The following is a 21,265-nucleotide window of genomic DNA, read 5'->3' on the forward strand; positions in this document are numbered from 1 at the left end:
CCCCAGTGATACTGTGTTTCCAGTATCTCCGGGGCGGAGGGTTTCATACGGGGTCAATGGCCCTTAAATTTTTTATCGTCTGACCCTTTTCGATGGATTTTGCTCTGATGTACGATACAGTTACATCTCAGATGGCCACGCCGTCGGATCATATAGCCAACTCTCCAAATTTTCCTCGTCCATGACCCGAAGGCCCGCCTCTGCCAACAGACGGGCCGTGATGCCCCATCCGGCCTTGATGGTGTGGGTAAAGCTGCCGTCATAGATTTCGCCGCAGCCACAGGACGGAGATCTGGCTTTGAGCACCGCCACCGTGCAGCTATGCTCTCTTGCGATTTTAAGGGCCGCCTCTGCCCCCGCCCGATATGCGTCGGTGACATCCTCTCCATCTTCGGTGATGACCCTACCATCCGCCTGCACCTCGGCCGGCGCCCTGGGAGTGTCCAGACCTCCTAGCACCTCAGGACACACCGGGACCAGCGTATGTCCCGCTTTGTGCAGTTCGATGACTTGGCGGTCCAGACGGCTGCAGCCGTCATACCGACAGGGTTCCCCTAAAAAACAGTAGCTCACCAAAATATTCATAAATGCTTCCCTCTACTTCTTCTCTTTTGTTTTTTATTCAGCTTCAGTACTAACCCCTGCTGCTCTGCGATTTTCTGAAGGGCCTGTGTCATACAGGCCGCACGCTCCTTTTCAGACATCTCTTTTGTGGAAAGGGAAGTCACTTGCTGGACAGCATGGCGCAGGTCATCCAGCTCCAACAGGTAGACCGCTGTGGTGTAAAAGCTTTTCTTCCGTCCGTCGTTCCATTCCCCTACTAGCAGTTCCAAAATAGCCCGCTTCTCCTCCAGCTCCCGCACATAGGTTTCCGGCCCCAGTTCACGGACTCTGTCCAGGTCCGCGCTCCTGCGCCGTGTGGGCACAAAAGAATCATAGTCCCCCATCCCCTCATAGAGTTCACAGGGGTATTGTTCACAGCGGTAACAGAAATCACCGATATTTCGCTCCCGGGCACACCGGGCACGGGGACAGCTCTGATTTCCCTCTCCCCCGCCACATCCGGGACACCAGCCTCCGATGTTCATAGGGCAGAGCAGGCAGTTCAGGCCACATAACGCTACTTGAGGATAGGTTCTATAAAAGTCCTTCATCATGCCCCCTCCTTTTCTATCAAAAAAGCGGCCCGCCAGTCGGCGGGCCGCTGTGCGGTCATCAGTGTGTCAGATAATATTTGACCAAGGTCTGGAGCAGCTCATCCCGGTCCACTTTGCGGATTAAGGCTCTGGCATTGTTGTGGTTGGTAATATAGGTGGGGTCCTCAGACAAAATATAGCCCACAATCTGGTTAATGGGGTTATACCCCTTCTCCTGCAGCGCCTGATAGACAGAGGCCAAGATGGCCTTGATCTCCAGGTCCCGCTGGTCCCCCAGACTAAATTTTCTGGTAAAATCCATTTCTTCCATTCTGGGCACCTCCTGTCTAAAAACCTAATAATAGTCTACTCTAAAAAGTCGCTCCTGTAAAGGGGCACAAGGCAAATTTAATAAAAATGAAATATTTATACCCTAGACAGCTCTGTTTTTCCCACCATACCGGCTGCAGCCAGCTGCAGGATGGCGGACAGCGCCGCCAGATAAAAGACGTACTGGACTCCCCAGCCCTCCCAGATCAGCCCCATGATGGGCGAGGCGACAATGGCCATCACATGGTCTACACTGAGTCCCACAGACAGGGTCTGGGTCACCTCCCCCGGGTCCAATGCCATGGAACGCATCATAAAAGAATGGACCATATTGAACTGCTCAAACAGGACACAGAGGATATAGGCCGCGAACACCAGCCAGGTCTGCCAGCCGCCGGAAGAGAAAGCTCCACCAGCCAGTTGCCCCGCCAGCAGGCCCATAGCGGTGAATGACAGGACAATATACCCGGCCTCCAGCCAGAGCATCCTGCGCACCCCCATCCGGTCCAGCAGGCGGCCAATCAGGGGAGCAAACCAGGTCCCCACAAAGTGGACCACAATGGTTAGCAGGGCGACCGTATCCGCCCCCTGACCCAGCAGGTTGATGATGACCCATGGCGCAAAGACAATTTTGATTCGCTTCTGGCAGCCGTAGGCCAAAGTAACCATGTAATAGGGCATATAGGCACGCCGGAATAAAAGTTTATGACTTTTCACATGGCCGCTCTGCCGGGGTATACTAACTGCCATCCTGGCCAGCAATACTACCGCTGCCGCTGTGGCCGCCGCCCCAATGGCAAAGGGCAGGATAAAGCCCTTCCCAAAGTGGAACACGCCGGACCGGAATCCTAAAAAGACCATCAGCGCCGCCGCCATGGAAAAGAATGTGTTGACTCCTTTGAACTTTCCAAAGGCTGTCCCCACTTTCCCCTTTTCCGCCAGATCCATTGAGATGGCGTCATTCAAAGGCATGAACAGGTGCATTCCCAAGGAATGGATAAACAGGAAAACCAGCATCACCCCATAGCTGGGGCTAAACAGACCCATGACAACCAAACCGGTCAACAGCAGCAGCTGCGCCACTACCGACATCCACAGGCTGCCCAGAGATCCCAGCGCCGCCACCAGTGCCATGCACAGTACCCCGGGGCTCTCCCTGGGGATCTCAATGAATCCGCGCTGGATCGAATCGATATGATAGACCTCATTAAAATAATTGGAAAAAATACTGCTTCCCAGGCCATTGGCCAAAGCGGTAAGGGCGATCACCAGGGTAAACAGCCGGACCGCCCGCTTTTTCGATGGTTCCATCTCTCCCACTCCCTCTATTCAGTCCACCGCCTGTCATCCGGTCTGCTGTCCGTATCCTGGGTTATAGGGTATCCTCTTCCGCTCGGTCCAGAGACTCCTCCACGTCAAAGGGCGGATCGACCTGGGTGCTGTCTAAATCGGTTCGATCTGGTATTTCCGCTTCTGTCTGAGGAGGAGGCGCCCCGACCCCCTGCCGATACTTCAGCTCCTGCCACTGCTCCTTAGTAATCAAAACCTGGCGGGGTTTGCTGCCCTCAAAGGGACCTACAATCCCCTTTTCCTCCAGCTGGTCCACCAGGCGGGCAGCACGGGCATAGCCCAGCTTCAGTCGGCGCTGGAGCATGGAAACAGAGGCCATCCCTGTTTCCACCACAACCTCCGCCGCCGCATCGATGAGCTCGTCATACTCGTCACTGACCTCATCCGGAGCGGAGCCGCCTACACCTTTTGTTCCCTTCTCCTTCTCGGCGGCGTGCTGCTCGATCTCCTGCATGACGTTGTCATCATACTGGGCGGAGCCGCTGCGTTTGACAAACTCTACTACGGAAGCGACCTCCTGGTCGCTAATCAGGCAACCCTGTACACGGGTTGGCTTCCCGGCGCCCAGCGGGAAATAGAGCATATCCCCCCGGCCGACCAGCTTTTCTGCGCCAGTAATGTCCAAAATAATGCGTGACTCCAGGCTGGAGGCCACGGCAAAGGCGATCCGACTTGGTATATTGGCCTTCATCAGACCAGTGATGACGTCAGCAGAGGGGCGCTGGGTGGCAATAATCAGGTGCATACCGCTGGCACGGCCCATCTGAGCCACCCGGCAGATAGACTCCTCCACTTCCTTCGCCGCCACTAGCATCAGGTCGGCCAGCTCGTCGATGATGACCACAATCTGGGGCATTTTTTCCATTCCCTCGGTCTTTGCGGCCTTAGCATTGTACGAAGCCAGGTCCCGCACGCCAACTTCGGCAAAGGAGCGGTATCGCTTCATCATTTCCGTGACTGCCCATTGAAGGGCGCCCGCCGCTTTCTTGGGATCTGTGACCACGGGAATCAACAGATGGGGGATCCCGTTGTAGATGCCCAGCTCTACCATCTTGGGATCCACCATGATCAGACGGACTTCCTCTGGAGTGGCCTTATACAACAGGGAGATGATCAGAGAATTGGTACACACCGACTTACCGGAGCCTGTCGTACCCGCAATGAGCAGGTGGGGCATCTTGGCGATGTTTCCGACGATACAGTTTCCTCCAATGTCCTTGCCCACGGCAAAGGATACCTTAGAGGCGCTGTTTGTGAAGGCGGTAGAGCCGATGACCGAGTGGATATTGACCGGGGAAACCAGCTTATTAGGCACCTCAATCCCGACCATGGATATCTGGTCTGGGATTGGGGCGATGCGGACCCCTGTTGCGCCCAACGCCAAGGCGATATCGTCCGCCAGATTGGTCAGCTTGTTCAGCCGGACTCCCTGGTCCAGTTCCAGCTCATACCGGGTCACAGAGGGGCCCCTTGTCACGTTGACGATGTTGGCGTCGATTCCAAAGGAGTGGATCGTATCAGCGAGGCGCTGCCTGTTGGCGTTGAGCTCCACCAGCGCCTCGCCACCAATATCCCCTGTCCCCTCAGTGAGCAGGGATAGAGGCGGATACTGGTAAGGCGGGCTGCCCTGGTCCATGGTTTCCTGGATATCCTGTGCCACCTGAACTGCCGCTTCTTCCGCCTCCTGGCGGGTCACCTTTTGTGGCTGCTCGTCCTTCCGTGGAGTGGGCGGCACCGCAGGCCGCTCCTCTAGTACGGACGGCGGCGCCACAGTGACCGGCGGGACCACCGGGATCGGCCGGGGCCGCTCTGCCGCGGGGGCAGGCGGCTGTTCCTCTACAGCCTCGGGCTCTGCTGCCGGGGGAACGCTCTCCTGCTCTGTAGACCCCTTCAGCAGTTGGTCGGGGGCAGGCACACGGGCCTTGCGGTCAAAAAATCCCAGCCGTTTCTTCTCCTGGGGGGCCGGCGGTTCTTTCCCCACCAACGGTCCCTCATCCACAGGGATATCGATTTCAGAGCGGCGCGTCCGGGTCTGGGACAGCGATTCCGCCGCCCTCTCTCCCTGGCGCTCCTCAGTCCGGCTCCGGCGTGGCTGCTCCGGCTCTGGCTCATATTCATATTTTGGCCGGTTAAAGACCCAGTCCGCCACATCCACCAGAGAACGGTCAAAGGCGGCCAGTCCCATCAGAATCGCTCCCATGGCAAAGATGATCGTGGAGCCCAAGCTGGTAAACAGGGATACACAGGCCTGGGCCAGCACACCGGCCAGCACACCACCGGATCTCATCGCCTCGCCGCTGTTCCACAACTCCTTGACCAGCGCACCGTTCCAAGGAAGCGGATCTGACAGCATACCATGGAATACGCCCGCCACCATCAGGGGCAGGAGGAGGGCGCAGGTCAGCCTTAGACGGACCGGCCGTCCACGGTGGAACGCCAGGATATAGGCTCCCAAAAGCAAAGCGGGAGGGACCAGCCAAAAGCCATAGCCTACCAGTCCCTTGACCAGCCCCACAAAGAAGGTGATGAAAATCGCCTCCATTTTGAAGTATCCAAAGGAGGAGAAGATCGCCAGGAGCAGGCAGACCACCGCCCCTACCTCACGCCGGAACGGGCGGTGGGAGGAAGTGTCGGCACGGCTACTCTTGGCCGCTGGCTTGGATCTTGCCGCTGAAGTAGTCCGTTTTCCGCCGGAGGAGGCCGACCGTCCCCCTCCGGATCTCTTTTGTGTCGTTGCCATTCTTAAAGGTTCCTACCTTTCCAGGAAAATCAGATCGTACCCGACGTTAGCGTCCACCCCATGGCGCATAGGACCAGAGAGAGCAGGCCGGCGCCCCAGCAATAGTAGGCAAACGCGCCAAACTTGCCCTTGGATGCCAACAGGTTGACCAGTCCGATGGAGAAATAGCCCACCACGCCGGCGATGACCATACCCATCAGGTATATGGGTAGTCTCCCTTCCGGCAGACCGCCTTCCATCTCCAGAACGTCCTTGACCTCCAGGATCGTCGCGCCCAGCACCGCGGGCAGAGACATAAGGAAAGAGTAGCGCACGGCAAATTTGCGGTCGAATCCTCTGGCCATACCGGCGGAGATGGTACAACCGGAGCGGGACAGCCCTGGGATGGTGGCAAAGCCCTGGGCCACGCCCACCAGCAATACGTCCTTCAGGGTGGCGTTTCGGGCGTTCTTCCTTCCGCCCGCCATTCGGTCAGAACAGAAGAGGATACAGCCTGTCACCAGCAGAGCACAGCTGACAAAATAAGGATTGGATCCAAGAGCCTCCACCTTATTTTTGATCAGCAGCACCGCAAAGAGCGGCAGCGTACCGACGATGACCAGGAGGACCAGCCGGCGCGCCTCCGGTGGATTCCCATGAGAAGGATGGCGGGAAAAAAGAGCCGCGATCCCTCGAAAAAACTCAACGATCATTTCCACTACATCCTGGAAGTAGTAGATGCACACAGCCAGCAGAGTGGCAAAGTGGAGCAGCACGTTGAACAAATTATCTGGCTCCGCCAGGCCAAAAAAATGCTGAAACAAGGTCAGGTGCCCAGAGCTGGAGATAGGCAGGAACTCGGCTACACCCTGGACAAACCCCAGAATAGCGGACATAGGATAGGTCACTGTATTTACCCCCTAAATGGCAAGAAGCCAATAAAATCACTGATACTATATTAACACAACAGGACAGGAAATTCCAGTCTTTTTCATTTGCATTATGTAAACGGGCGGGATCACTCCCGCCCGCCTGTTTCTATTGCTTGCTTTCTATCCTCTATCATCCCATGCAGGCAGGACAGCGCGTCAGACAGCCCGCCAATCTGGTCAATCAGCCCAAGTTCCACCGCCTCCTCGCCGTAGATCACACTGCCTACGTCGGCGGCCAGTTCCCCTGTCTGAAGCATCAGTTTGGTCAGCGCCTCCCGCTTGATCCCGCTGTTGGCGGTTATAAATTGTGTGATACGATCCTGAATGCGCTCAAAATAATAGAACGTCTGGGGTACACCGATGACCAAGCCGTTGAGCCGAACTGGGTGGATCGTCATAGCAGCCGAGGGCGCAATGAAAGACCGTTTGGCCGAAACCGCCAGCGGAACCCCGATTGAGTGGCTCCCGCCCAGCACAAGGGAAACGGTCGGCTTAGACATAGAGGCGATAAGTTCCGAAATGGCCAGCCCAGCCTCCACATCTCCCCCGCCGTTATTCAGTAAGATGAGCAGTCCATCTATCTGGGGGCTCTCCTCCACTGTGGCCAGCAGAGGGAGAACATGCTCGTACTTCGTACTCTTGCTGCTGGGGGGCAGCATCTGGTGGCCCTCGATCTGTCCCACGATAGTCAGCACGTAGATGGTCCCTTTGTCCGTCTGGATCAGGGAGGCCCCCAGATCTATGATCGGCTGTATGATCGGTTCGCTCGTCTGCTGTTCCTCTTTCTCCTGAGATTCATCCATAATAAGCACCCCTCCTATGAAAACTCCTTTCTAGGTTGTACTGGAAGAGCCTTTCTTAGTCAAAAACCGCTTCTCTACTTTTCGTAGGTTGCTTTTTGCGGCGGCAATGCTCATAATAGAGAAAGATCAAGGAGGTCATCCCATGGATAACATACGCTTTGGGGCCTTTGTGGCCCAGTTGAGGAAAGAACAGGGCCTGACCCAGAAAGGGTTGGCAGACCGGCTCAATGTCACAGACAAGGCCGTGTCCAAATGGGAGACTGGAAAGGGGTTTCCTGATGTAAAGCTTCTGGAACCTCTGGCCCAGGCCCTCGGCATCTCACTTGTGGAACTGATACGAGGAGAAAAAGACCCCAGGGACAGCTTGACAGCTGCCGAAGCGGAGGCTGTTGTTTCTCAGGCTATGGACCAGTCCCAGAGGATCACCGCCCGCCGGTATCTGAAGCTGCTGCGTTGGCTGCTGACCTCCATCGCGGCAATATGCGCTGTCGGCCCTCTGACTCAACTGGCGCTTGCCTTGGAGTTATTCTTCACGGGATCTAAGCTTTTTGCCACAGGGACTTCCCACATGGGACACATCGGCGGGGTGGATGGCCCCACCTCTATTTTTGTGTCCTCCGCACCCCTTCCCACCTGGCTGTCCATCGGGCTGCCCACTTTGCTTCTGGTCCTCTGTATTATTCTGGCCTTCCGAGTCTGGAAATTAGAAAGGAAATTGAAATGAGAAATTGGATACGAGCCATACTTGTCCCCTTATCGACGCTGGCCATCCTGTTGCTGGCCGCCTGTGGTCAACAGACTGTTGGCAGCGCCACTTCCCCTCCCACCTTGACTCCCGCCGATCAATGGCCGGACAACCGCTTTACCCAATCCATACCCAAACCTTCCTCTGGCACCGTGACCGCCGTCTCCGAGGGCAACTCAGCCGGCTATCAAATCTTTGCCGTCTATCTGGATGATATTGGTGAGGCCGAGGTTGACGCCTACCTCCAAGCGGTCCAGGAAGCCGGGTTTCAGAGCGTACATGATACCCTTGGTATTGCCATGGAAAATGCGGTTGCGCTTGGAGAGCTCTTTTATAATGGGGAGGTTTCCCTCAGCGTTGCCGCTTCAGGCAGCTCACTTAACCTTGCTATCTCCCTTCCGGAATAGGAGACTTGTCCTTTTTGATAACTGCCAGACCAGGCAAAACAACCCAGGCACGAAGGCAACACAGTTCACTCGTAATGAGCAGGTCCATTTTTAGGGCTGTCTAGTACTGCTTCACGCCCTCTCGCAATGTTGCTCCCGCCCATTGAAGCAGGAGGGCGCTGTCTTTTTCCAGATCAGGCCCCTCTCCGGCCCGGAACGCCAGAACCCGCTCCAGCACCGACCGCTCCTCTCCAGTTAGCTCCAGCCACAGCTCTCGATGTTTTTTGACGTACACCCCGGTTTTCAGCCAATATATCGCCTGAAGGGTGAAAGCGGCGGATTTATAAAGCGCGGCCAGCAGCGCCTCATCTCGCTCGTGAAGATAATTATGGACACAGCCGTGGTATAAATTGCACAGGCCAGTATGGACTGCCCGACTGGTGTCCTCTCTGGCGAATGTCCCCCGTAAAAATTCCAAATCTCCCACAACAGGGGCTGTGTCGTGATAAAACTGGAACAGGTCGCCCGGTTCCCAGGCCAGCAGCTCTTCCTTTCCAGATACGAAGCCACAAAGCAGCTCCCGGCAGGGCAGGTTAGCCACTACCCGGCGATACCTGTCCAAGTCCTCCAGCTCCACCCGGTCCAGTACGACTACCATGTCGATATCGCTGTCTTCCCTCTCCTCACCTCGCCCACGGCTGCCTTGCAGTCCGATACAGACGATCCGGCCTCCAAACTCGTCTTTCACCGCTTGGCAAAATTGGGCCATCCAGGCTTTTTCATCCAATTTCATAGATACCTCCTTAGGACAGGACAGGGACCGCCCTCTGGCGGTCCCTGTCTTTTTCATCTGCTTTTGGGGCTAACAGGCCTCGAAGACGGCCTTCATGCCCTTATAGGTCATATAACAGTCCAGCTTGCCAACCGTTTCAAAGGGAGAGTGCATGGACAAGACAGGAACCCCGGCATCTAGGGTGTCGATGTTCCGCTCGGCCATATAGGCGGCCACGGTCCCACCGCCGCCGGCATCCACCTTGCCCAGCTCGGCCATCTGCCAAGCCACACCGGCGCCGTCCAACACCTTTCGGACATAAGCCACCAGCTCGGCGGAGGCGTCAGAGGCGCCGGACTTGCCTCGGGCTCCGGTATACTTGCAGAGCCCCATACCGTAGTTCACAAAGGCGCTGTTGCGCTTTTCATATACATCGGCAAAGTTGGGGTCATAGGCCGCCGTCACATCGGCGGACAGGCAGAAGGATTTTTCATAGCAGGCTCTGGGCAGCACCCCCTGGGCGGCGCACAGGTCCGCCATAAAGGTGTCAAAGGAGGCAGACTTCATGCCCGTAACTCCTTCAGAGCCTATTTCTTCCTTGTCAGCCAGCATACAGACCGCTGTACGCTCCGGGGTATCCAACTGGAGCAGGGCGGCCAGGGCCGCATAGGCGCACACCCGGTCGTCGTGGCCGTAGGCTCCGATCATGGAGCGGTCAAAGCCGATATCAGAGGCCCGGAAGGCAGGGACAGCGCACAGTTCGGCGGAAATAAAATCCTCCTCAACGATGCCGTACTTCCGGTTGAGCAGCTCCAGCACAGCCACCTTCACCCGGTCACTGCCCTCGTCATCAGCCAGGGGGCGGCTGCCTATCAGAATATTCAGGCTCTCACCGGGAATGGCCTCCCCCAGGGGCTTTTTAGATTGCTCTGCCCCCAAGTGGGGAAGCAGGTCATCAATGGTAAACAGGGGGTCGCCCTCTCCGTTTCCTACGGATACCCGGACCACATTACCGCCCTTCAAGGCCACCACCCCATGGAGCTCCAGAGGAATGGTCACCCACTGGTACTTGCGGATGCCGCCGTAGTAGTGGGTCTTGAAAAAGGCCAGCTCCTCCGCCTCATACACAGGGTTCTGCTTCAGATCCAGCCGGGGGGAGTCGATATGAGCCGCACCGATGTTGACGCCCTGGTCCAGATCTTTTCGGCCGATAACGGCCAGCATAACAGCCTTGCCCCGGTTGGACTGGTACACCTTGTCCCCAGGCTTGAGCTCCATGCCACGGACATAGGGACGGAAGCCGGCGGTCTCCGCCAGTGCAATGGTACGGTCCACACACTCCCGCTCGGTCTTGCCTCCGTCCAGAAACTGCTTGTATCCGGAACAGTAAGCCTCTATGGCCTCCAGCTCACCGGTCTGTAACCGGTCATAGCCGTTTTTCTTCTGATAGGTCAGGGCCCGGCGCAGCTGCTCGCCCCGTGTCAGTTCTTTTTTTTCATCCATTGGGAAAACCTCCTTTGTACCTCTATTGTATGTGTTCCTGTAAAATCGATTCTACCAACGCCTTGGCCTGGAGGGCAAATTCCTCCACCTGGTCACAGTCGTTCACCAAGGTGCGGTCGCACCCTTTCACAAAATATTCGTCACTCTTCTGGGCCTTTACCCGTAACCAGGCGTACTCCTCCGTGATGCCCTCCCGATCCATAATCCGTTTTACCCGTATCTCCGCAGGTGCGACCACCGCCAGGGTAACGTCACAGAGCTTGGCCAGCGGACTCTCCAGCAGGGCGATGGCATCGATGGCGGCCAGAGCTATCCCCTTGCCGCGGTATCCCTCCAGCAATTCCTGGGTGCGCCTAACTGTGGCGGTTTGAGCAATGATATTGAGCTGTCGCAGCTTCTCCGGGTCGCCAAAGACGATGGTACCCAGCTTCTTTCGGTCGATTGCTCCACGCTCATCCCGGAGCGGCCCAAAGGTTTTCTCCAAGCTATGCTGTAAGGCACCATCCCTTTCCAGCAGATCGTGGTACACGGCATCGCAGTCAATGACCGCACCGCCTAGCTTCTCCACCTCTTTCAGAAGGGTTGTCTTACCCGCTCCAGTGGGGCCGGTGATGCCTAGAACGGTCATCTGTTTAACCATGCCAGGGCCTCCTCCTCAGTAGGCCAGAAGCCTACCTGACTGCCCTTGTTGCTTTCACAAATGAAATCCCGCAACGGCTTGCTGGTGTAATGGGAGAAATCGCCTACAATGGCCAGACGCATTTTGTAATTGACAAATTTCTGTAAGACCTCCCCAGCCAGCTTGGAGGACAGGCGGAAGAAGGACTCGTCCAGACAGTCCTTGTATAACACAACAGCGCTGGCCCCCGTTTCATAGCGCAGGGACGCAATCACATCCATGGCTGCGGGGCCGCTGGTAATGTGACTCTCAAGGCTCCGTAGTATGGGAATTTTGTTGATGATTTGAGATTGCATAAAATAAAGTTACCTTTCTCTTACACTTCAATGATATGGAAGCCGGCCGCCTTGTTCAGACGGTTGGCGATAGCCAGTCCGATGCCCGCAGCGTCAGGGCATTGGGCCCAGATGGCCTTCACCGCTGTATGGTCAAAGGAACGCAGGGCGTCGAAGATGTGCCGGGCCTGCTCCGCCTTATCCGCAGAGGGGCCCAGGTTCATGACAGGCCTCATCTCGTGCCGTTTCGTGAACAGGGGCACAAACTCGTCAAAACAGATAATCCCGTCTTCCGGGGCGGCATGGTCCAGTATGTACCCAGCACTTTTGGACGGCTCCCCCGCCACTACCGTCACTGGTGCCTTAGGGGCGTAGTGGCGGTACTTCATGCCGGGGGCGCGGGGTTTCTCCCCCGCCCCCATCAAGCGGGTCACCGCAGGGTCTACTTCCACATCCCCCAGGACAGCCTCAAGTTGCTCCAGGGTGACGCCCCCCGGCCGCAGCAGCCGGGGCGAGTCACAGGACAAGTCCACAATGGTGGACTCCACCCCCACAGCACAGGGACCGCCGTCTACAATGGCATCAATCTTTCCATCCATATCCTCCCACATATGGGCGGCGGAGGTGGGACTGGGCCGCCCAGAGGTATTCCCTGAGGGTGCGGCCACGGGGACATCCGCATCTCTGAGGATAGCCCGGCATAGAGCGTGAGCGGGGCAACGCATTCCCACCGTGTCCAGGCCGGCGGTGACCACATCCGGCACTACATCCCGCCGGGCGAGAATCATGGTCAGCGGGCCTGGCCAGAAACGTTCTGCTAACCGATAGGCTGTAAGGGGAATCCCCTTGCAATACCGGTCCAGATGGTCTATCGATGGAATATGTAAAATCAGAGGATTATCCTGGGGCCGCCCCTTGGCCTGAAAAATACGGGCCACTGCCTGGGGATTCAGTCCATTGGCGCCCAGGCCATATACGGTCTCTGTGGGAATCCCAACCAATCCCCCATCCCGAAGGATAGCGGCGGCCTGTTGGATATCCTTCTCGTTTAAAAGTTGGGTGTTCAATGCAAAAACTCCTCATCCTCAGCCTTCCGTCTGACCGAAAAGATCAGATGCGGCATGTCTATTCCGTAGTAATGCTTGATAAACTGTCCCCGGATCTCCATACCATTTCGTCTGGCTACCTCCTGAGAAGGCAAGTTATTGTCCCGGATGATGGAAAAAACCTCTCTCTGGCCCAACTTCTGGAAGGCATAGTTCCGGCACGCCTGGGCCGCCTCCGTGGCATATCCCCTGTGCCAGACGGCTTTTTCCAATAGATAGCCAACCTCCATTACCAAGTCTCCCTGGCCTCGGTCCTGCCAAGTCAGGCCACACTGGCCCACCATTTTACCACTGGACTTTTCCACCGCCGCCCACAGGCCAATCCCATCTCTAGCATAACGCTCTTGCTGGCGGCGCAACCACTCCCAGGCCTCCTCATCTGAAAAGGCGTGCTCGTAGGCATACATCACCGCTGGGTCCTGGAGCATCCGGCACAGCGCCGGGAAGTCTTTGTCCCCCATCTCCCGGAGGAGGAGCCGCTCTGTCTCCAAAATCGTTTTATCCATGGCCGAGAATCACTTCCAGTAACTCCTGAGGTTCCTCAACCAACTGATCTGCTCCTTCTTTCTCCAGCTCCTCCCGTCCACGGAATCCCCACAGGACACCACAACTGGTCAGGCCACCGTTTTTCGCGGTACGGATATCCACGTTGCTGTCCCCAACGAACAGGGTATTTCCCCTCTCTGCTCCCATCCGCTCCATAAGCCTTTGGAGCAGGGCAGGGTCCGGCTTGGGCTCATAACCGGGAATGGCTCCCTGGACGATAGAAAAGACACCCGGATAGTAGCTTTCCACCACAGGTCCTGCCAGTTCGTCCGCCTTGTTGGTCAGTACGGACATAGAAACGCCCGCCTCCTTCAGCTTCCGGACCACCTCTGGAAGTCCGGTATAGGGCGCGGTCTTGTCCTCCTTATGGGCATCGTAGTAGGGCATAAACTCCTCCAGGATAGCCGCCACCCCCTCCGGCGTGCGCCACTCCTCCGGAACAAAACGGAACACCAGTTTGGCCATCCCGTTTCCCACGAACCGCTTGTACTCCTCCACTGTATAGGTGGGCCAGCCATGGAGGCGGCAGACGTAGTTGCCCGCGTCAGCCAGGTCGTCAATAGTATCCAGCAACGTACCATCCAGATCAAAGATCACATTGTGAAACATGGCTCGCTCCTCATTCGTAAATGCCGATTTCCATGCCGCCGATCTCCACGGTGGTATTTTTATCAAACGCGGCCCGCTGGAGATAGGCCTTCACCGCCATCTGGGCATATTTAGGGTTGTGCCTCTCATCCTCCAGTTCCAGATCGATGCGGCCGTCTTCCCCTCCGCACACGACGCCGCCCTCCTCTAGCACCTCGTTTAGTTCCTCCACCACATCGGGCAGCTCCTTATCCTGGGGAAGGCTGGTATAGTGAATATACAGTTCCATAGTCCTCTCTCCTGCTTTCTACTCTTGTTGTTTCAATTTTTCTGCCTGGTCCGCGGCGGCCAGCGCATCGATCAGCTCGTCCAGGCCGCCGTCCATCACGCTGTCTATCTTATAGAGGGTCAGCCCAATGCGGTGGTCCGTAACACGGCCCTGGGGAAAATTGTAGGTACGGATGCGCTCGTTCCGCATGCCGGAGCCCACCTGGCTGCGCCGCTGTGCCGTATATTCGGAGGATATCTTCTCTTGCTCGGCCTCATACAGTCGGGAAGCCAGGATACGCATGGCCTTGTCCCGATTTTGGAACTGGCTGCGCTCCTGCTGACACTCCACCACGGTCCCCGTCGGCTTGTGAATCAGGCGGACAGCGGAGGAGGTCTTGTTCACATGCTGGCCCCCGGCCCCGGAGGAGCGGAAAACCTGCATTTCGATGTCCGCCGGATTCAGTCGAACATCCGCACTTTCCATCTCCGGCAGGACCGCTACTGTCACCGTGGAGGTATGGACCCGTCCTCCAGACTCGGTCTCGGGCACCCGCTGGACCCGGTGAACGCCACTCTCGAACTTCAGGCGGGAAAAAGCGCCTGTCCCCTCAATCGTAAAGGTTATTTCCTTTATGCCTCCAAGCTCTGTCTCACTGGCCGAGTCCACCTCACAGTGCCATCGCTGGCTCTCGGCATACATGGAGTACATCCGATAGAGGGAGTGGGCAAAGAGGGCGGCCTCCTCTCCGCCTACCCCGGCCCGTATTTCCACAATAACGTTTTTGTCATCGTTGGGATCCTTTGGGAGGAGCAATATCTGCAGCTCCCTTTCCAGCTTTGGGATGTCCTCCATCGCCTGAGAATATTCCTCCTGGGCCAGTTCCTTCATCTCAGAATCCGACATCAGTTCTCGAGCCTGGTCCCGGGCCTCTAGGGTCCGCCGATAGGTACGGAAGGTCTCCACCAGAGGCTGGAGCTCCGACTGCTCCTTATTCAGTTTCGCCACCTGGGCCGGATCGTCATAGGTTTCCGGCGCGGCCAGCCGCGCCTCGATCTGGCTGTATTTCGCCTCAATGGCGGTAAGCTTGTCCAGCATGAGGTCACTCCTTATCGGTCAAACACAAAAGACTTTACAAGGGCCAGAGGCTCCCGGATATACATATGCAGCCTAGAAGGCAGATGGCTGGTAGGCGCGGCCAAAGTATATACCTCCCCAAAACCCGCTCGCTGGGCCAGCATTCTGGCCCGTGTCAGGTGGAACCCATTGGATACGACCAAAATCCCGTCAGAGTAATCTATCTGGGCCTCATCCATTTGCTTTTTGGAATAAGCAAAGTTTTGGGCCGTATTATGAGAAGCCGTTTCCAACAGAACCTTTTCCCCGTCCACTCCATTGGCGATCAGATAGTCCGCCATCGCCTGGGCCTCGCTTGTAGGCTCGTCTGGACCCTGGCCGCCGGAAACTACCACCGTCAGATCGGGGTGGTCCTCCAAATAGTTCAGGGCCTCATCCAACCGATCTCGGAGAAGAATGGAGGGCCCGTCCTCCTTCACCTGGCAGCCCAGGACGATCATCACCTGTGGTTCGCCGCTGATGTGGTCATAGGCCCCGGAGAGAACCGCCCCCAACAGAGCGGCAAAGGTGAGCGCTCCGGCCAGCATCAGAGCCAATATCACTTTGAGGGCAGGACCAAAACGCTTGCCCTTGTAACTGGCTACCTCTATTTTGGACCTTCTCGCCCTCATCCCCTGGCCTCCTCCAGCTGTGCGGACAGACCTTCCCAGGTCCCGTATAGCTTCAAGATCTCCTCTTCCAAGGCCTCCCGCTGTTCATACAGCTCCTGGAGCTTCAAATAGTCGGCGGCGGCCTCCTCGATCTGAATGGACAGGTCGTACATCCTCTCCTCAGCCTTGGCTACGGCACGCTCCGCGGCGTTGACCTGCTTTTCCAGTTCCTTGGTGCCCCCTGTCCGCTTGGGTTTCTCCTCTTTTGCCCCCTCCTCTGGAACTGGAGCATGGTGCGGGGCTGCCTGACCAGACTGCTTCTGCCGCTGCCTGACGGCCTGGAATTCCTGATAGCTGCCCTTAAAATCGGTAATGCGGCCGCCCTCCAGCATCCAGATACGGGTGGCAAATCGGTCGATAAAATAGCGGTCGTGGGACACAAAAAGAAGATTTCCCTCGTATTCCTCCACCGCCTCCTCGATCCACTCCCGGCTCTGGATATCCAGATGGTTGGTGGGCTCGTCCAGGATCAGCAGATTAATCTTGGAGTCCATCAGCATGCACAGCCGCAGCCGTGACTGTTCCCCGCCGGACAGGGCGGACACGGGCTTGAACACGTCCTCCCCTCGGAATTTGAAGGCGGCCAATCGATTCCGGGCGGTCTGAGCAGTACAGTCCAAATCGTAAATCATGGTATCCACCAGGTTGCGCTCCGGGTGGCTGAAATGGATGATCTGGGGAAGGTAGCCAATCCGTACCGTGGGGCCCAGGCGGAACTTTCCGCCGTCGGGCGTCTCCTCCCCCATTAAAATTTTAATGAGGGTAGATTTTCCGGTTCCATTGTCCCCCAGCAGAGCAACGCGCTCGCCGCCCTCCACTTCCAGATTTACATCAGAAAACAGCCTTCGCTCCCCAAAGGACTTTTCCAGCCCTTTGATGGACAGCACCTCATCCCCTCGAAACTCCCGTTCCCCAAAGCGGACCTCCATTTTCCGCTCCTTCTTGGGGCGGTCGGTGGTACGCATCCGCTCGATGCGCTTCTCCATGGACTGGGCCCGTTTGAATATCTTGTCGTTGCCCGAATAGGCCCAGATACGCAACTGCTGGGCAGCCTTCTCCAACTGCTCGATTTTGGCCTGCTCCTTCTCATACTGCCTGAGCTGCTCCTCATAGCGCCGCTCCTTTTCCACCGCGTAGAAGGAATAGTTTCCAGAATAAAACTCCGCCTTTCCCTCTTTGATCTCGATGACCCGGTCCACCACGGAATCCAGAAAATAGCGGTCATGAGATACAGCCAGGACCGTACCCTTGAATTTTTCCAGGTACTCCTCCAACCACTCGGTGGCCCGTAGGTCAAGGTGGTTGGTGGGCTCATCCAACAGGAGGATGTCTGTATCCTCCAGAATCAGTCTGGCCAGGTTTACCCTGGTCTTTTCCCCTCCAGACAGCTTGTCAAAGGGCTGCTCCCGCATCGCCCGTGGAATAGATAGGCCGTTACACACCTTATTTTTTGCGGTATCCATCTCATAGCCGCCGCCTGTCTGAAACGAGGCGCTCAACCTGTCATAGCGGGCCAGCAGGGCAGGATCATGGTCTCCGGCCGCCATTCTTTGGGCGATGGAAGCCATCTCCTCCTCCATGTCGCGCAGAGATTGAAACGCGGTGTCTAGCACATCCTCCACCCGGTATCCCACTGGATAGACCGGAATTTGGGAGATGAGCCCTATCCGCTTCCCAGGGGCAGTGACCACCTCTCCCTCGTCGCAGTCTACCACGCCTGTCAGGATGCGGAGCAGGGTAGTCTTGCCGCACCCATTTGGGCCCAGCAGGCCTACCCGCTCTCCTGAGTCCACCTGAAAGGTGAGCCCATCTAAAATTTTCTTTCCAACCTCAAACTCCTTGACCAGGTTAGATACCGAAATGTCGATCATAACATCCTCTTAGTTTATCTATTTCCGCTCCACCAGACCGATTCGGTTTGGTAGAACTCTATGCTACGCTTCTTTGGTATGCTCCAACAGGAAGGCTGTCAGGTCCTCCAGCTTCATCCCCCTGGACGCTTTGACCAGGAAGGTGCTGTTGGGACGGATCAGCTCCTCTAGCACCACTTTCGCCGCCTCTTTGTCCGCGCAGTGATACACCAGAGGAACTCCAGAGTCCCTGGCGCCCTGGGCGATATGCTCCGATTCCTCTCCCACCGCCACAAGGCATTGGATCCCAGCCCGGCCCAGACACTCGCCTACGCCGCTGTGGAGGGCGGGGGAAAAGGGGCCCAGCTCCAGCATATCACCCAGCACAGCCACCTTCCACTCCCCCAGACTGTCCGCCAGCACGCTGACAGCCGCCCGCATGGACTGGGGATTGGCATTATAGGTGTCGTCCAAAATGGTAATTCCTTCTCCCCGGCGCAGGACATTCATCCGCATGCGGGTCGGTACAAACTGGGTCAGCCCCTGCTCGATCTCGTCGGCAGTCAGCCCAAATCGCTCTGCCACAGCGGTGGCGGCCAGCGTGGGATAAATCATATGTTCTCCCAGTGCTGGGATGCGGACTTCCCGGTCCATAGCCGGCGTGGTCAGCCGACAGAGAATATGGCTGACGCTGTCGCCTCCTGTGATATGGGCCTGATATTCCAGTCCCTCCTCTTTGCCGTAAAAGACCGCCGGCACAGTAGTGTGCCCCCGGAGAGTGGACAACAGCTCATCATCTCCGTTCAATACCAGCAGACCATTTCCCTTTACATGGGGCAGAAGCTCACACTTTGCCTTAAAAATATTTTCCCGGCTGCCCAGGCGCTCAATGTGGGCATCTCCGATATTGGTGATGATTCCCACGTCCGGCTTGACAATCTCTGCCAAATAGTCAATCTCCCCGGCCTTGTCCATGCCCATTTCCAGGACACAAATCTGATGCTCCCCGGTGAGCCGCAACAGGGTAAGGGGCAGTCCCACATTGTTGTTGAAGTTCCCTTCAGTCTTCAGCACCTTATACTTTGTACCCAATACAGCGGCCACCATATCCTTTGCGGTTGTCTTGCCAACACTGCCGGTAATGGCTACAAATGGGATATCAAATCTTCCCTTGTACCATGCCGCCAGATCACGCAGGGCCTTCTGGGTATTGGAAACCTTGACATAGAACTTTCCAGGCAGATAATTCTCTCGTTCCCGGGCTGTAATACAGCCCACTGCCCCTCCCTCCAGCGCGGCATTAATGTAGGCGTGCCCATCAAATCGCTCGCCAATCAGCGGGATAAACAGGGCTCCCTCATGGATATTCCGGCTGTCTGTATCTACACGTTGGATCAGGGCCTCCCGGTCCTGAAATTCACCCAGCAACGTTCCACCCACTGCCTCCAGCAGCTGGCCCAAAGTGATGGTTTCCATCACATTCCTTCCTTTCTGGCTTCCAGAGATCTCTGGATAATGATCTCACACAATGAGGGATAATCGATCCCCACAGCGGCCGCCTCCTGGGGGACCAGACTGGTTGGCGTCATGCCAGGAAGTGTATTGATCTCCAGAAAATAGGGAGTACCGTCCTCCGTGACAATAAAATCGGCTCTAGCATATACCGCCAGCCCGATAGTCTGGAACACAGCCAGGGCCGCCTCTCCTACTTTTTTCTCCCACTCCTCTGGAATATGGGCGGGGCAGATCTCCTCTGCCGCACCAGGCTGGTATTTGTTCTCATAGTCGTAAAAGCCTTCTTTGGGAATGATCTCAATGGAGGGCAGGGCCTTTCCATCCAATACTGCCACCTGGATCTCACGGCCTTGAATGTACTGTTCCAAAACTGTTCGGCCGCCCAGTTTCAGGCTGTCATACAGCGCCTTCTCCAGTTCTTCCCTGTCATGGGCAATATAGACGCCAATGGAGGAACCGCTGGCGATGGGTTTGACCACCACAGGCAGGCAAGTCTCCTCAACCAGTGCCCCAATATTCTCTTTCGTGACCGTGACGGTCCTCCAACTGGGCGTGGTTACCCTATCGGCTACCAGCCGCTTGGTCAGATCCTTATCCATCGCAATAGCCGAGCCCAGACAGCCGGAGCCGGTATAGGGGACTCCCAGCAGATCCAGAGCGGCCTGGATCCGACCATCCTCGCCACAGGTCCCGTGGAGGGCCAGATAGACCACATCCGCATGGGCGCATAGCTCCAGCACACCTCGGCCAATCGCGGAGGGGCCCTGATCCTTTCTGCTGGCCCGCACCTGGTTCAGGTCAGGGGCCTGCCGAGCTACCCTCTTGAATTTCTCCGGGATCGGGGCTGAGTACAGCTCTTCTTCACTGCCGCTCCAATCCTCCAGCCCAAAAAACAGGTCCACCAGGGCCACCTGATGTCCCCGGTCCCGCAGGGCCTGGCACACCTTGGAACCGGAGGACAGGGATACGTTCCGCTCCGGACTCAGGCCGCCGGCCAGTACCACGATCTTCATATCAAACACCTCATTTGGTCAGTAGACATACTTATGACATTTTATACACTAATGGATTATTTTAGCACACCTGGACCAAATACACAAGACAGGCCTTGAAAAAAGCGTGGTATCTCTTGGCGAAAAGGATCATATATTGCGCTTCTCTCTCCAAAGTTTCTTTTCCATCTGTCTTTATAGAGGGACAAAAGGACGCAAACGGAAACACCGCTTGCGTCCTTTGTTGATCTTACTGTTTCCGGCAATTTAGCAAGGTCAAGCCTTGTTTATCAGCCGTTAAATATCCGTTATCCCAATTCATTCTGAATCTAACGGACTATCTTTATTTTGTTCCAAAAATACGGTCGCCGGCGTCGCCCAGTCCTGGCACGATATAGGCGTGGTCATTTAGCTTCTCGTCTACCGCGGCCACATAGATTTCCACGTCAGGGTGATCCTTCTGAATGACCGCAATACCCTCGGGCGCCGCGATAATGTTCATTAGCTTGATATGCTTACAGCCGTATCCCTTGATAAATGTGATCGCCGCAGAGGCAGAGCCGCCGGTAGCCAGCATGGGGTCGAGAATGATCACGTCACGCTCCGCGATGTCAGAGGGCATCTTGCAGTAATACTCCACAGGCTGATGGGTTTCAGGGTCACGGTACAGGCCGATGTGGCCCACCTTGGCGGAGGGGATCAAATCCAGGATACCATCCACCATTCCAAGACCGGCCCGCAGAATAGGCACGATGGCCAGCTTCTTCCCGGCCAGTTGCTTAAAGGTGCCGGTAGCGATGGGCGTCTTGATCTCCACGTCCTCCAGGGGCAGGTCTCTTGTGGCCTCGTAGCATTCCAGAGCCGCGATCTCGGATACGATCTCTCTGAACTCCTTAACGCCGGTATTTTCGTCCCGGAGAATAGCTACCTTGTGCTGCAGCAGAGGGTGGTCTAGAATATGTACTTTCTCATTAAACATTGGC

23 protein-coding genes are annotated in these 21,265 nt (G+C 56.5%); 2 read left to right on the forward strand and 21 right to left on the reverse strand.

Annotation, left to right across the window (positions count from 1 at the left end):
* Positions 1 to 120 precede the first annotated feature (120 nt).
* The 7 genes from H8S11_RS06795 to H8S11_RS06825 all read right to left on the reverse strand — a co-directional run bounded on the left by H8S11_RS06795 (position 121) and on the right by H8S11_RS06825 (position 7,270).
* On the reverse strand, positions 121 to 585 hold the full coding sequence (locus H8S11_RS06795; RefSeq protein WP_186852610.1) for a 2-thiouracil desulfurase family protein: 465 nt from the start codon (positions 583 to 585) through the stop codon (positions 121 to 123).
* Positions 582 to 1,154 carry a DUF3795 domain-containing protein gene (locus tag H8S11_RS06800; RefSeq protein WP_147571880.1) on the reverse strand — a complete coding sequence of 191 codons (573 nt, stop codon included), beginning with the start codon at positions 1,152 to 1,154 and terminating at the stop codon, positions 582 to 584. Before H8S11_RS06800 ends, H8S11_RS06795 begins: the two co-directional genes overlap by 4 nt.
* 61 nt (positions 1,155 to 1,215) lie before the next feature.
* The gene (locus tag H8S11_RS06805; protein ID WP_147571881.1) at positions 1,216 to 1,467 is read right to left on the reverse strand and encodes an IreB family regulatory phosphoprotein; all 252 of its coding nucleotides are present in this window, start codon (positions 1,465 to 1,467) and stop codon (positions 1,216 to 1,218) included.
* A 95-nt stretch (positions 1,468 to 1,562) separates the two neighbouring features.
* A complete protein-coding gene (locus H8S11_RS06810; RefSeq protein ID WP_186852611.1) occupies positions 1,563 to 2,777 on the reverse strand; it encodes an MFS transporter in 1,215 nt (404 codons plus the stop codon).
* Between the two features lie 61 nt (positions 2,778 to 2,838).
* Complete coding sequence (locus tag H8S11_RS06815; protein WP_186852612.1) at positions 2,839 to 5,556, reverse strand: FtsK/SpoIIIE family DNA translocase; 2,718 nt, start codon at positions 5,554 to 5,556, stop codon at positions 2,839 to 2,841.
* 29 nt (positions 5,557 to 5,585) lie between these two features.
* On the reverse strand, positions 5,586 to 6,443 hold the full coding sequence (locus H8S11_RS06820; protein WP_240287599.1) for an undecaprenyl-diphosphate phosphatase: 858 nt from the start codon (positions 6,441 to 6,443) through the stop codon (positions 5,586 to 5,588).
* Between the two features lie 110 nt (positions 6,444 to 6,553).
* Positions 6,554 to 7,270 carry a ClpP family protease gene (locus H8S11_RS06825; protein ID WP_186852613.1) on the reverse strand — a complete coding sequence of 239 codons (717 nt, stop codon included), beginning with the start codon at positions 7,268 to 7,270 and terminating at the stop codon, positions 6,554 to 6,556.
* A gap of 142 nt (positions 7,271 to 7,412) precedes the next feature.
* On the opposite strand from H8S11_RS06825, the gene H8S11_RS06830 reads away from it, so the two are divergent.
* Positions 7,413 to 7,994 carry a helix-turn-helix domain-containing protein gene (locus H8S11_RS06830; protein WP_186852614.1) on the forward strand — a complete coding sequence of 194 codons (582 nt, stop codon included), beginning with the start codon at positions 7,413 to 7,415 and terminating at the stop codon, positions 7,992 to 7,994.
* A complete protein-coding gene (locus H8S11_RS06835; RefSeq protein WP_186852615.1) occupies positions 7,991 to 8,422 on the forward strand; it encodes a hypothetical protein in 432 nt (143 codons plus the stop codon). The genes H8S11_RS06830 and H8S11_RS06835 overlap by 4 nt, the downstream gene beginning before the upstream one ends.
* 100 nt (positions 8,423 to 8,522) lie before the next feature.
* On the opposite strand, the gene H8S11_RS06840 is transcribed toward H8S11_RS06835, so the two are convergent.
* From H8S11_RS06840 to upp, 14 genes are all read right to left on the reverse strand, one after another.
* The gene (locus tag H8S11_RS06840; RefSeq protein WP_186852616.1) at positions 8,523 to 9,194 is read right to left on the reverse strand and encodes a nucleotidyltransferase domain-containing protein; all 672 of its coding nucleotides are present in this window, start codon (positions 9,192 to 9,194) and stop codon (positions 8,523 to 8,525) included.
* Between the two features lie 69 nt (positions 9,195 to 9,263).
* Positions 9,264 to 10,676 carry an aminopeptidase gene (locus tag H8S11_RS06845; RefSeq protein WP_186852617.1) on the reverse strand — a complete coding sequence of 471 codons (1,413 nt, stop codon included), beginning with the start codon at positions 10,674 to 10,676 and terminating at the stop codon, positions 9,264 to 9,266.
* Positions 10,677 to 10,698: 22 nt separating this feature from the next.
* Complete coding sequence (gene coaE, locus H8S11_RS06850; RefSeq protein WP_186852618.1) at positions 10,699 to 11,316, reverse strand: dephospho-CoA kinase; 618 nt, start codon at positions 11,314 to 11,316, stop codon at positions 10,699 to 10,701.
* Positions 11,301 to 11,576 carry a DUF4180 domain-containing protein gene (locus H8S11_RS06855; protein WP_243200961.1) on the reverse strand — a complete coding sequence of 92 codons (276 nt, stop codon included), beginning with the start codon at positions 11,574 to 11,576 and terminating at the stop codon, positions 11,301 to 11,303. Before H8S11_RS06855 ends, coaE begins: the two co-directional genes overlap by 16 nt.
* Positions 11,577 to 11,671: 95 nt before the next feature.
* Positions 11,672 to 12,697, reverse strand: coding sequence for an L-threonylcarbamoyladenylate synthase (locus tag H8S11_RS06860; protein ID WP_186852620.1), 1,026 nt, complete (start codon positions 12,695 to 12,697; stop codon positions 11,672 to 11,674).
* Positions 12,694 to 13,242 carry a GNAT family N-acetyltransferase gene (locus H8S11_RS06865; protein ID WP_186852621.1) on the reverse strand — a complete coding sequence of 183 codons (549 nt, stop codon included), beginning with the start codon at positions 13,240 to 13,242 and terminating at the stop codon, positions 12,694 to 12,696. Before H8S11_RS06865 ends, H8S11_RS06860 begins: the two co-directional genes overlap by 4 nt.
* Positions 13,235 to 13,891, reverse strand: coding sequence for an HAD family hydrolase (locus tag H8S11_RS06870; RefSeq protein WP_186852622.1), 657 nt, complete (start codon positions 13,889 to 13,891; stop codon positions 13,235 to 13,237). The genes H8S11_RS06865 and H8S11_RS06870 overlap by 8 nt, the downstream gene beginning before the upstream one ends.
* A 10-nt stretch (positions 13,892 to 13,901) precedes the next feature.
* Entirely contained in the window at positions 13,902 to 14,159 is a 258-nt protein-coding gene (locus H8S11_RS06875) for a hypothetical protein (protein WP_147571894.1), read from the reverse strand.
* An 18-nt stretch (positions 14,160 to 14,177) separates the two neighbouring features.
* Positions 14,178 to 15,236: a peptide chain release factor 1 gene (gene prfA / locus H8S11_RS06880; RefSeq protein WP_147571895.1), complete on the reverse strand. Its 1,059-nt coding sequence runs from the start codon at positions 15,234 to 15,236 to the stop codon at positions 14,178 to 14,180.
* 11 nt (positions 15,237 to 15,247) lie between these two features.
* The gene (locus H8S11_RS06885) at positions 15,248 to 15,886 is read right to left on the reverse strand and encodes a YdcF family protein (RefSeq protein WP_147571896.1); all 639 of its coding nucleotides are present in this window, start codon (positions 15,884 to 15,886) and stop codon (positions 15,248 to 15,250) included.
* A complete protein-coding gene (abc-f, locus tag H8S11_RS06890; RefSeq protein ID WP_186852623.1) occupies positions 15,883 to 17,796 on the reverse strand; it encodes a ribosomal protection-like ABC-F family protein in 1,914 nt (637 codons plus the stop codon). The genes H8S11_RS06885 and abc-f overlap by 4 nt, the downstream gene beginning before the upstream one ends.
* Before the next feature lie 63 nt (positions 17,797 to 17,859).
* Positions 17,860 to 19,251 carry a UDP-N-acetylmuramoyl-tripeptide--D-alanyl-D-alanine ligase gene (locus H8S11_RS06895; RefSeq protein WP_186852624.1) on the reverse strand — a complete coding sequence of 464 codons (1,392 nt, stop codon included), beginning with the start codon at positions 19,249 to 19,251 and terminating at the stop codon, positions 17,860 to 17,862.
* Positions 19,251 to 20,303, reverse strand: coding sequence for a D-alanine--D-alanine ligase (locus H8S11_RS06900; RefSeq protein WP_147571899.1), 1,053 nt, complete (start codon positions 20,301 to 20,303; stop codon positions 19,251 to 19,253). The genes H8S11_RS06895 and H8S11_RS06900 overlap by 1 nt, the downstream gene beginning before the upstream one ends.
* Positions 20,304 to 20,625: 322 nt before the next feature.
* Complete coding sequence (gene upp / locus H8S11_RS06905) at positions 20,626 to 21,261, reverse strand: uracil phosphoribosyltransferase (protein ID WP_186852625.1); 636 nt, start codon at positions 21,259 to 21,261, stop codon at positions 20,626 to 20,628.
* Positions 21,262 to 21,265: the final 4 nt, after the last annotated feature.

The sequence above is a fragment of the Flintibacter hominis genome, from assembly GCF_014287965.1.
Taxonomy (GTDB): Bacteria; Bacillota; Clostridia; order Oscillospirales; family Oscillospiraceae; genus Lawsonibacter; species Lawsonibacter aceti.

Coding starts and splice junctions, on each gene's coding strand:
- H8S11_RS06795 (WP_186852610.1), bottom strand. CDS start 585: ATGAATATTTTGGTGAGCTACTGTTTTTTAGGGGAACCCTGTCGGTAT.
- H8S11_RS06800 (WP_147571880.1), bottom strand. CDS start 1,154: ATGAAGGACTTTTATAGAACCTATCCTCAAGTAGCGTTATGTGGCCTG.
- H8S11_RS06805 (WP_147571881.1), bottom strand. CDS start 1,467: ATGGAAGAAATGGATTTTACCAGAAAATTTAGTCTGGGGGACCAGCGG.
- H8S11_RS06810 (WP_186852611.1), bottom strand. CDS start 2,777: ATGGAACCATCGAAAAAGCGGGCGGTCCGGCTGTTTACCCTGGTGATC.
- H8S11_RS06815 (WP_186852612.1), bottom strand. CDS start 5,556: ATGGCAACGACACAAAAGAGATCCGGAGGGGGACGGTCGGCCTCCTCC.
- H8S11_RS06825 (WP_186852613.1), bottom strand. CDS start 7,270: ATGGATGAATCTCAGGAGAAAGAGGAACAGCAGACGAGCGAACCGATC.
- H8S11_RS06830 (WP_186852614.1), top strand. CDS start 7,413: ATGGATAACATACGCTTTGGGGCCTTTGTGGCCCAGTTGAGGAAAGAA.
- H8S11_RS06835 (WP_186852615.1), top strand. CDS start 7,991: ATGAGAAATTGGATACGAGCCATACTTGTCCCCTTATCGACGCTGGCC.
- H8S11_RS06840 (WP_186852616.1), bottom strand. CDS start 9,194: ATGAAATTGGATGAAAAAGCCTGGATGGCCCAATTTTGCCAAGCGGTG.
- H8S11_RS06845 (WP_186852617.1), bottom strand. CDS start 10,676: ATGGATGAAAAAAAAGAACTGACACGGGGCGAGCAGCTGCGCCGGGCC.
- coaE (WP_186852618.1), bottom strand. CDS start 11,316: ATGGTTAAACAGATGACCGTTCTAGGCATCACCGGCCCCACTGGAGCG.
- H8S11_RS06855 (WP_243200961.1), bottom strand. CDS start 11,576: ATGGATGTGATTGCGTCCCTGCGCTATGAAACGGGGGCCAGCGCTGTT.
- H8S11_RS06865 (WP_186852621.1), bottom strand. CDS start 13,242: ATGGATAAAACGATTTTGGAGACAGAGCGGCTCCTCCTCCGGGAGATG.
- H8S11_RS06870 (WP_186852622.1), bottom strand. CDS start 13,891: ATGTTTCACAATGTGATCTTTGATCTGGATGGTACGTTGCTGGATACT.
- H8S11_RS06875 (WP_147571894.1), bottom strand. CDS start 14,159: ATGGAACTGTATATTCACTATACCAGCCTTCCCCAGGATAAGGAGCTG.
- prfA (WP_147571895.1), bottom strand. CDS start 15,236: ATGCTGGACAAGCTTACCGCCATTGAGGCGAAATACAGCCAGATCGAG.
- H8S11_RS06885 (WP_147571896.1), bottom strand. CDS start 15,886: ATGAGGGCGAGAAGGTCCAAAATAGAGGTAGCCAGTTACAAGGGCAAG.
- abc-f (WP_186852623.1), bottom strand. CDS start 17,796: ATGATCGACATTTCGGTATCTAACCTGGTCAAGGAGTTTGAGGTTGGA.
- H8S11_RS06895 (WP_186852624.1), bottom strand. CDS start 19,251: ATGGAAACCATCACTTTGGGCCAGCTGCTGGAGGCAGTGGGTGGAACG.
- H8S11_RS06900 (WP_147571899.1), bottom strand. CDS start 20,303: ATGAAGATCGTGGTACTGGCCGGCGGCCTGAGTCCGGAGCGGAACGTA.
- upp (WP_186852625.1), bottom strand. CDS start 21,261: ATGTTTAATGAGAAAGTACATATTCTAGACCACCCTCTGCTGCAGCAC.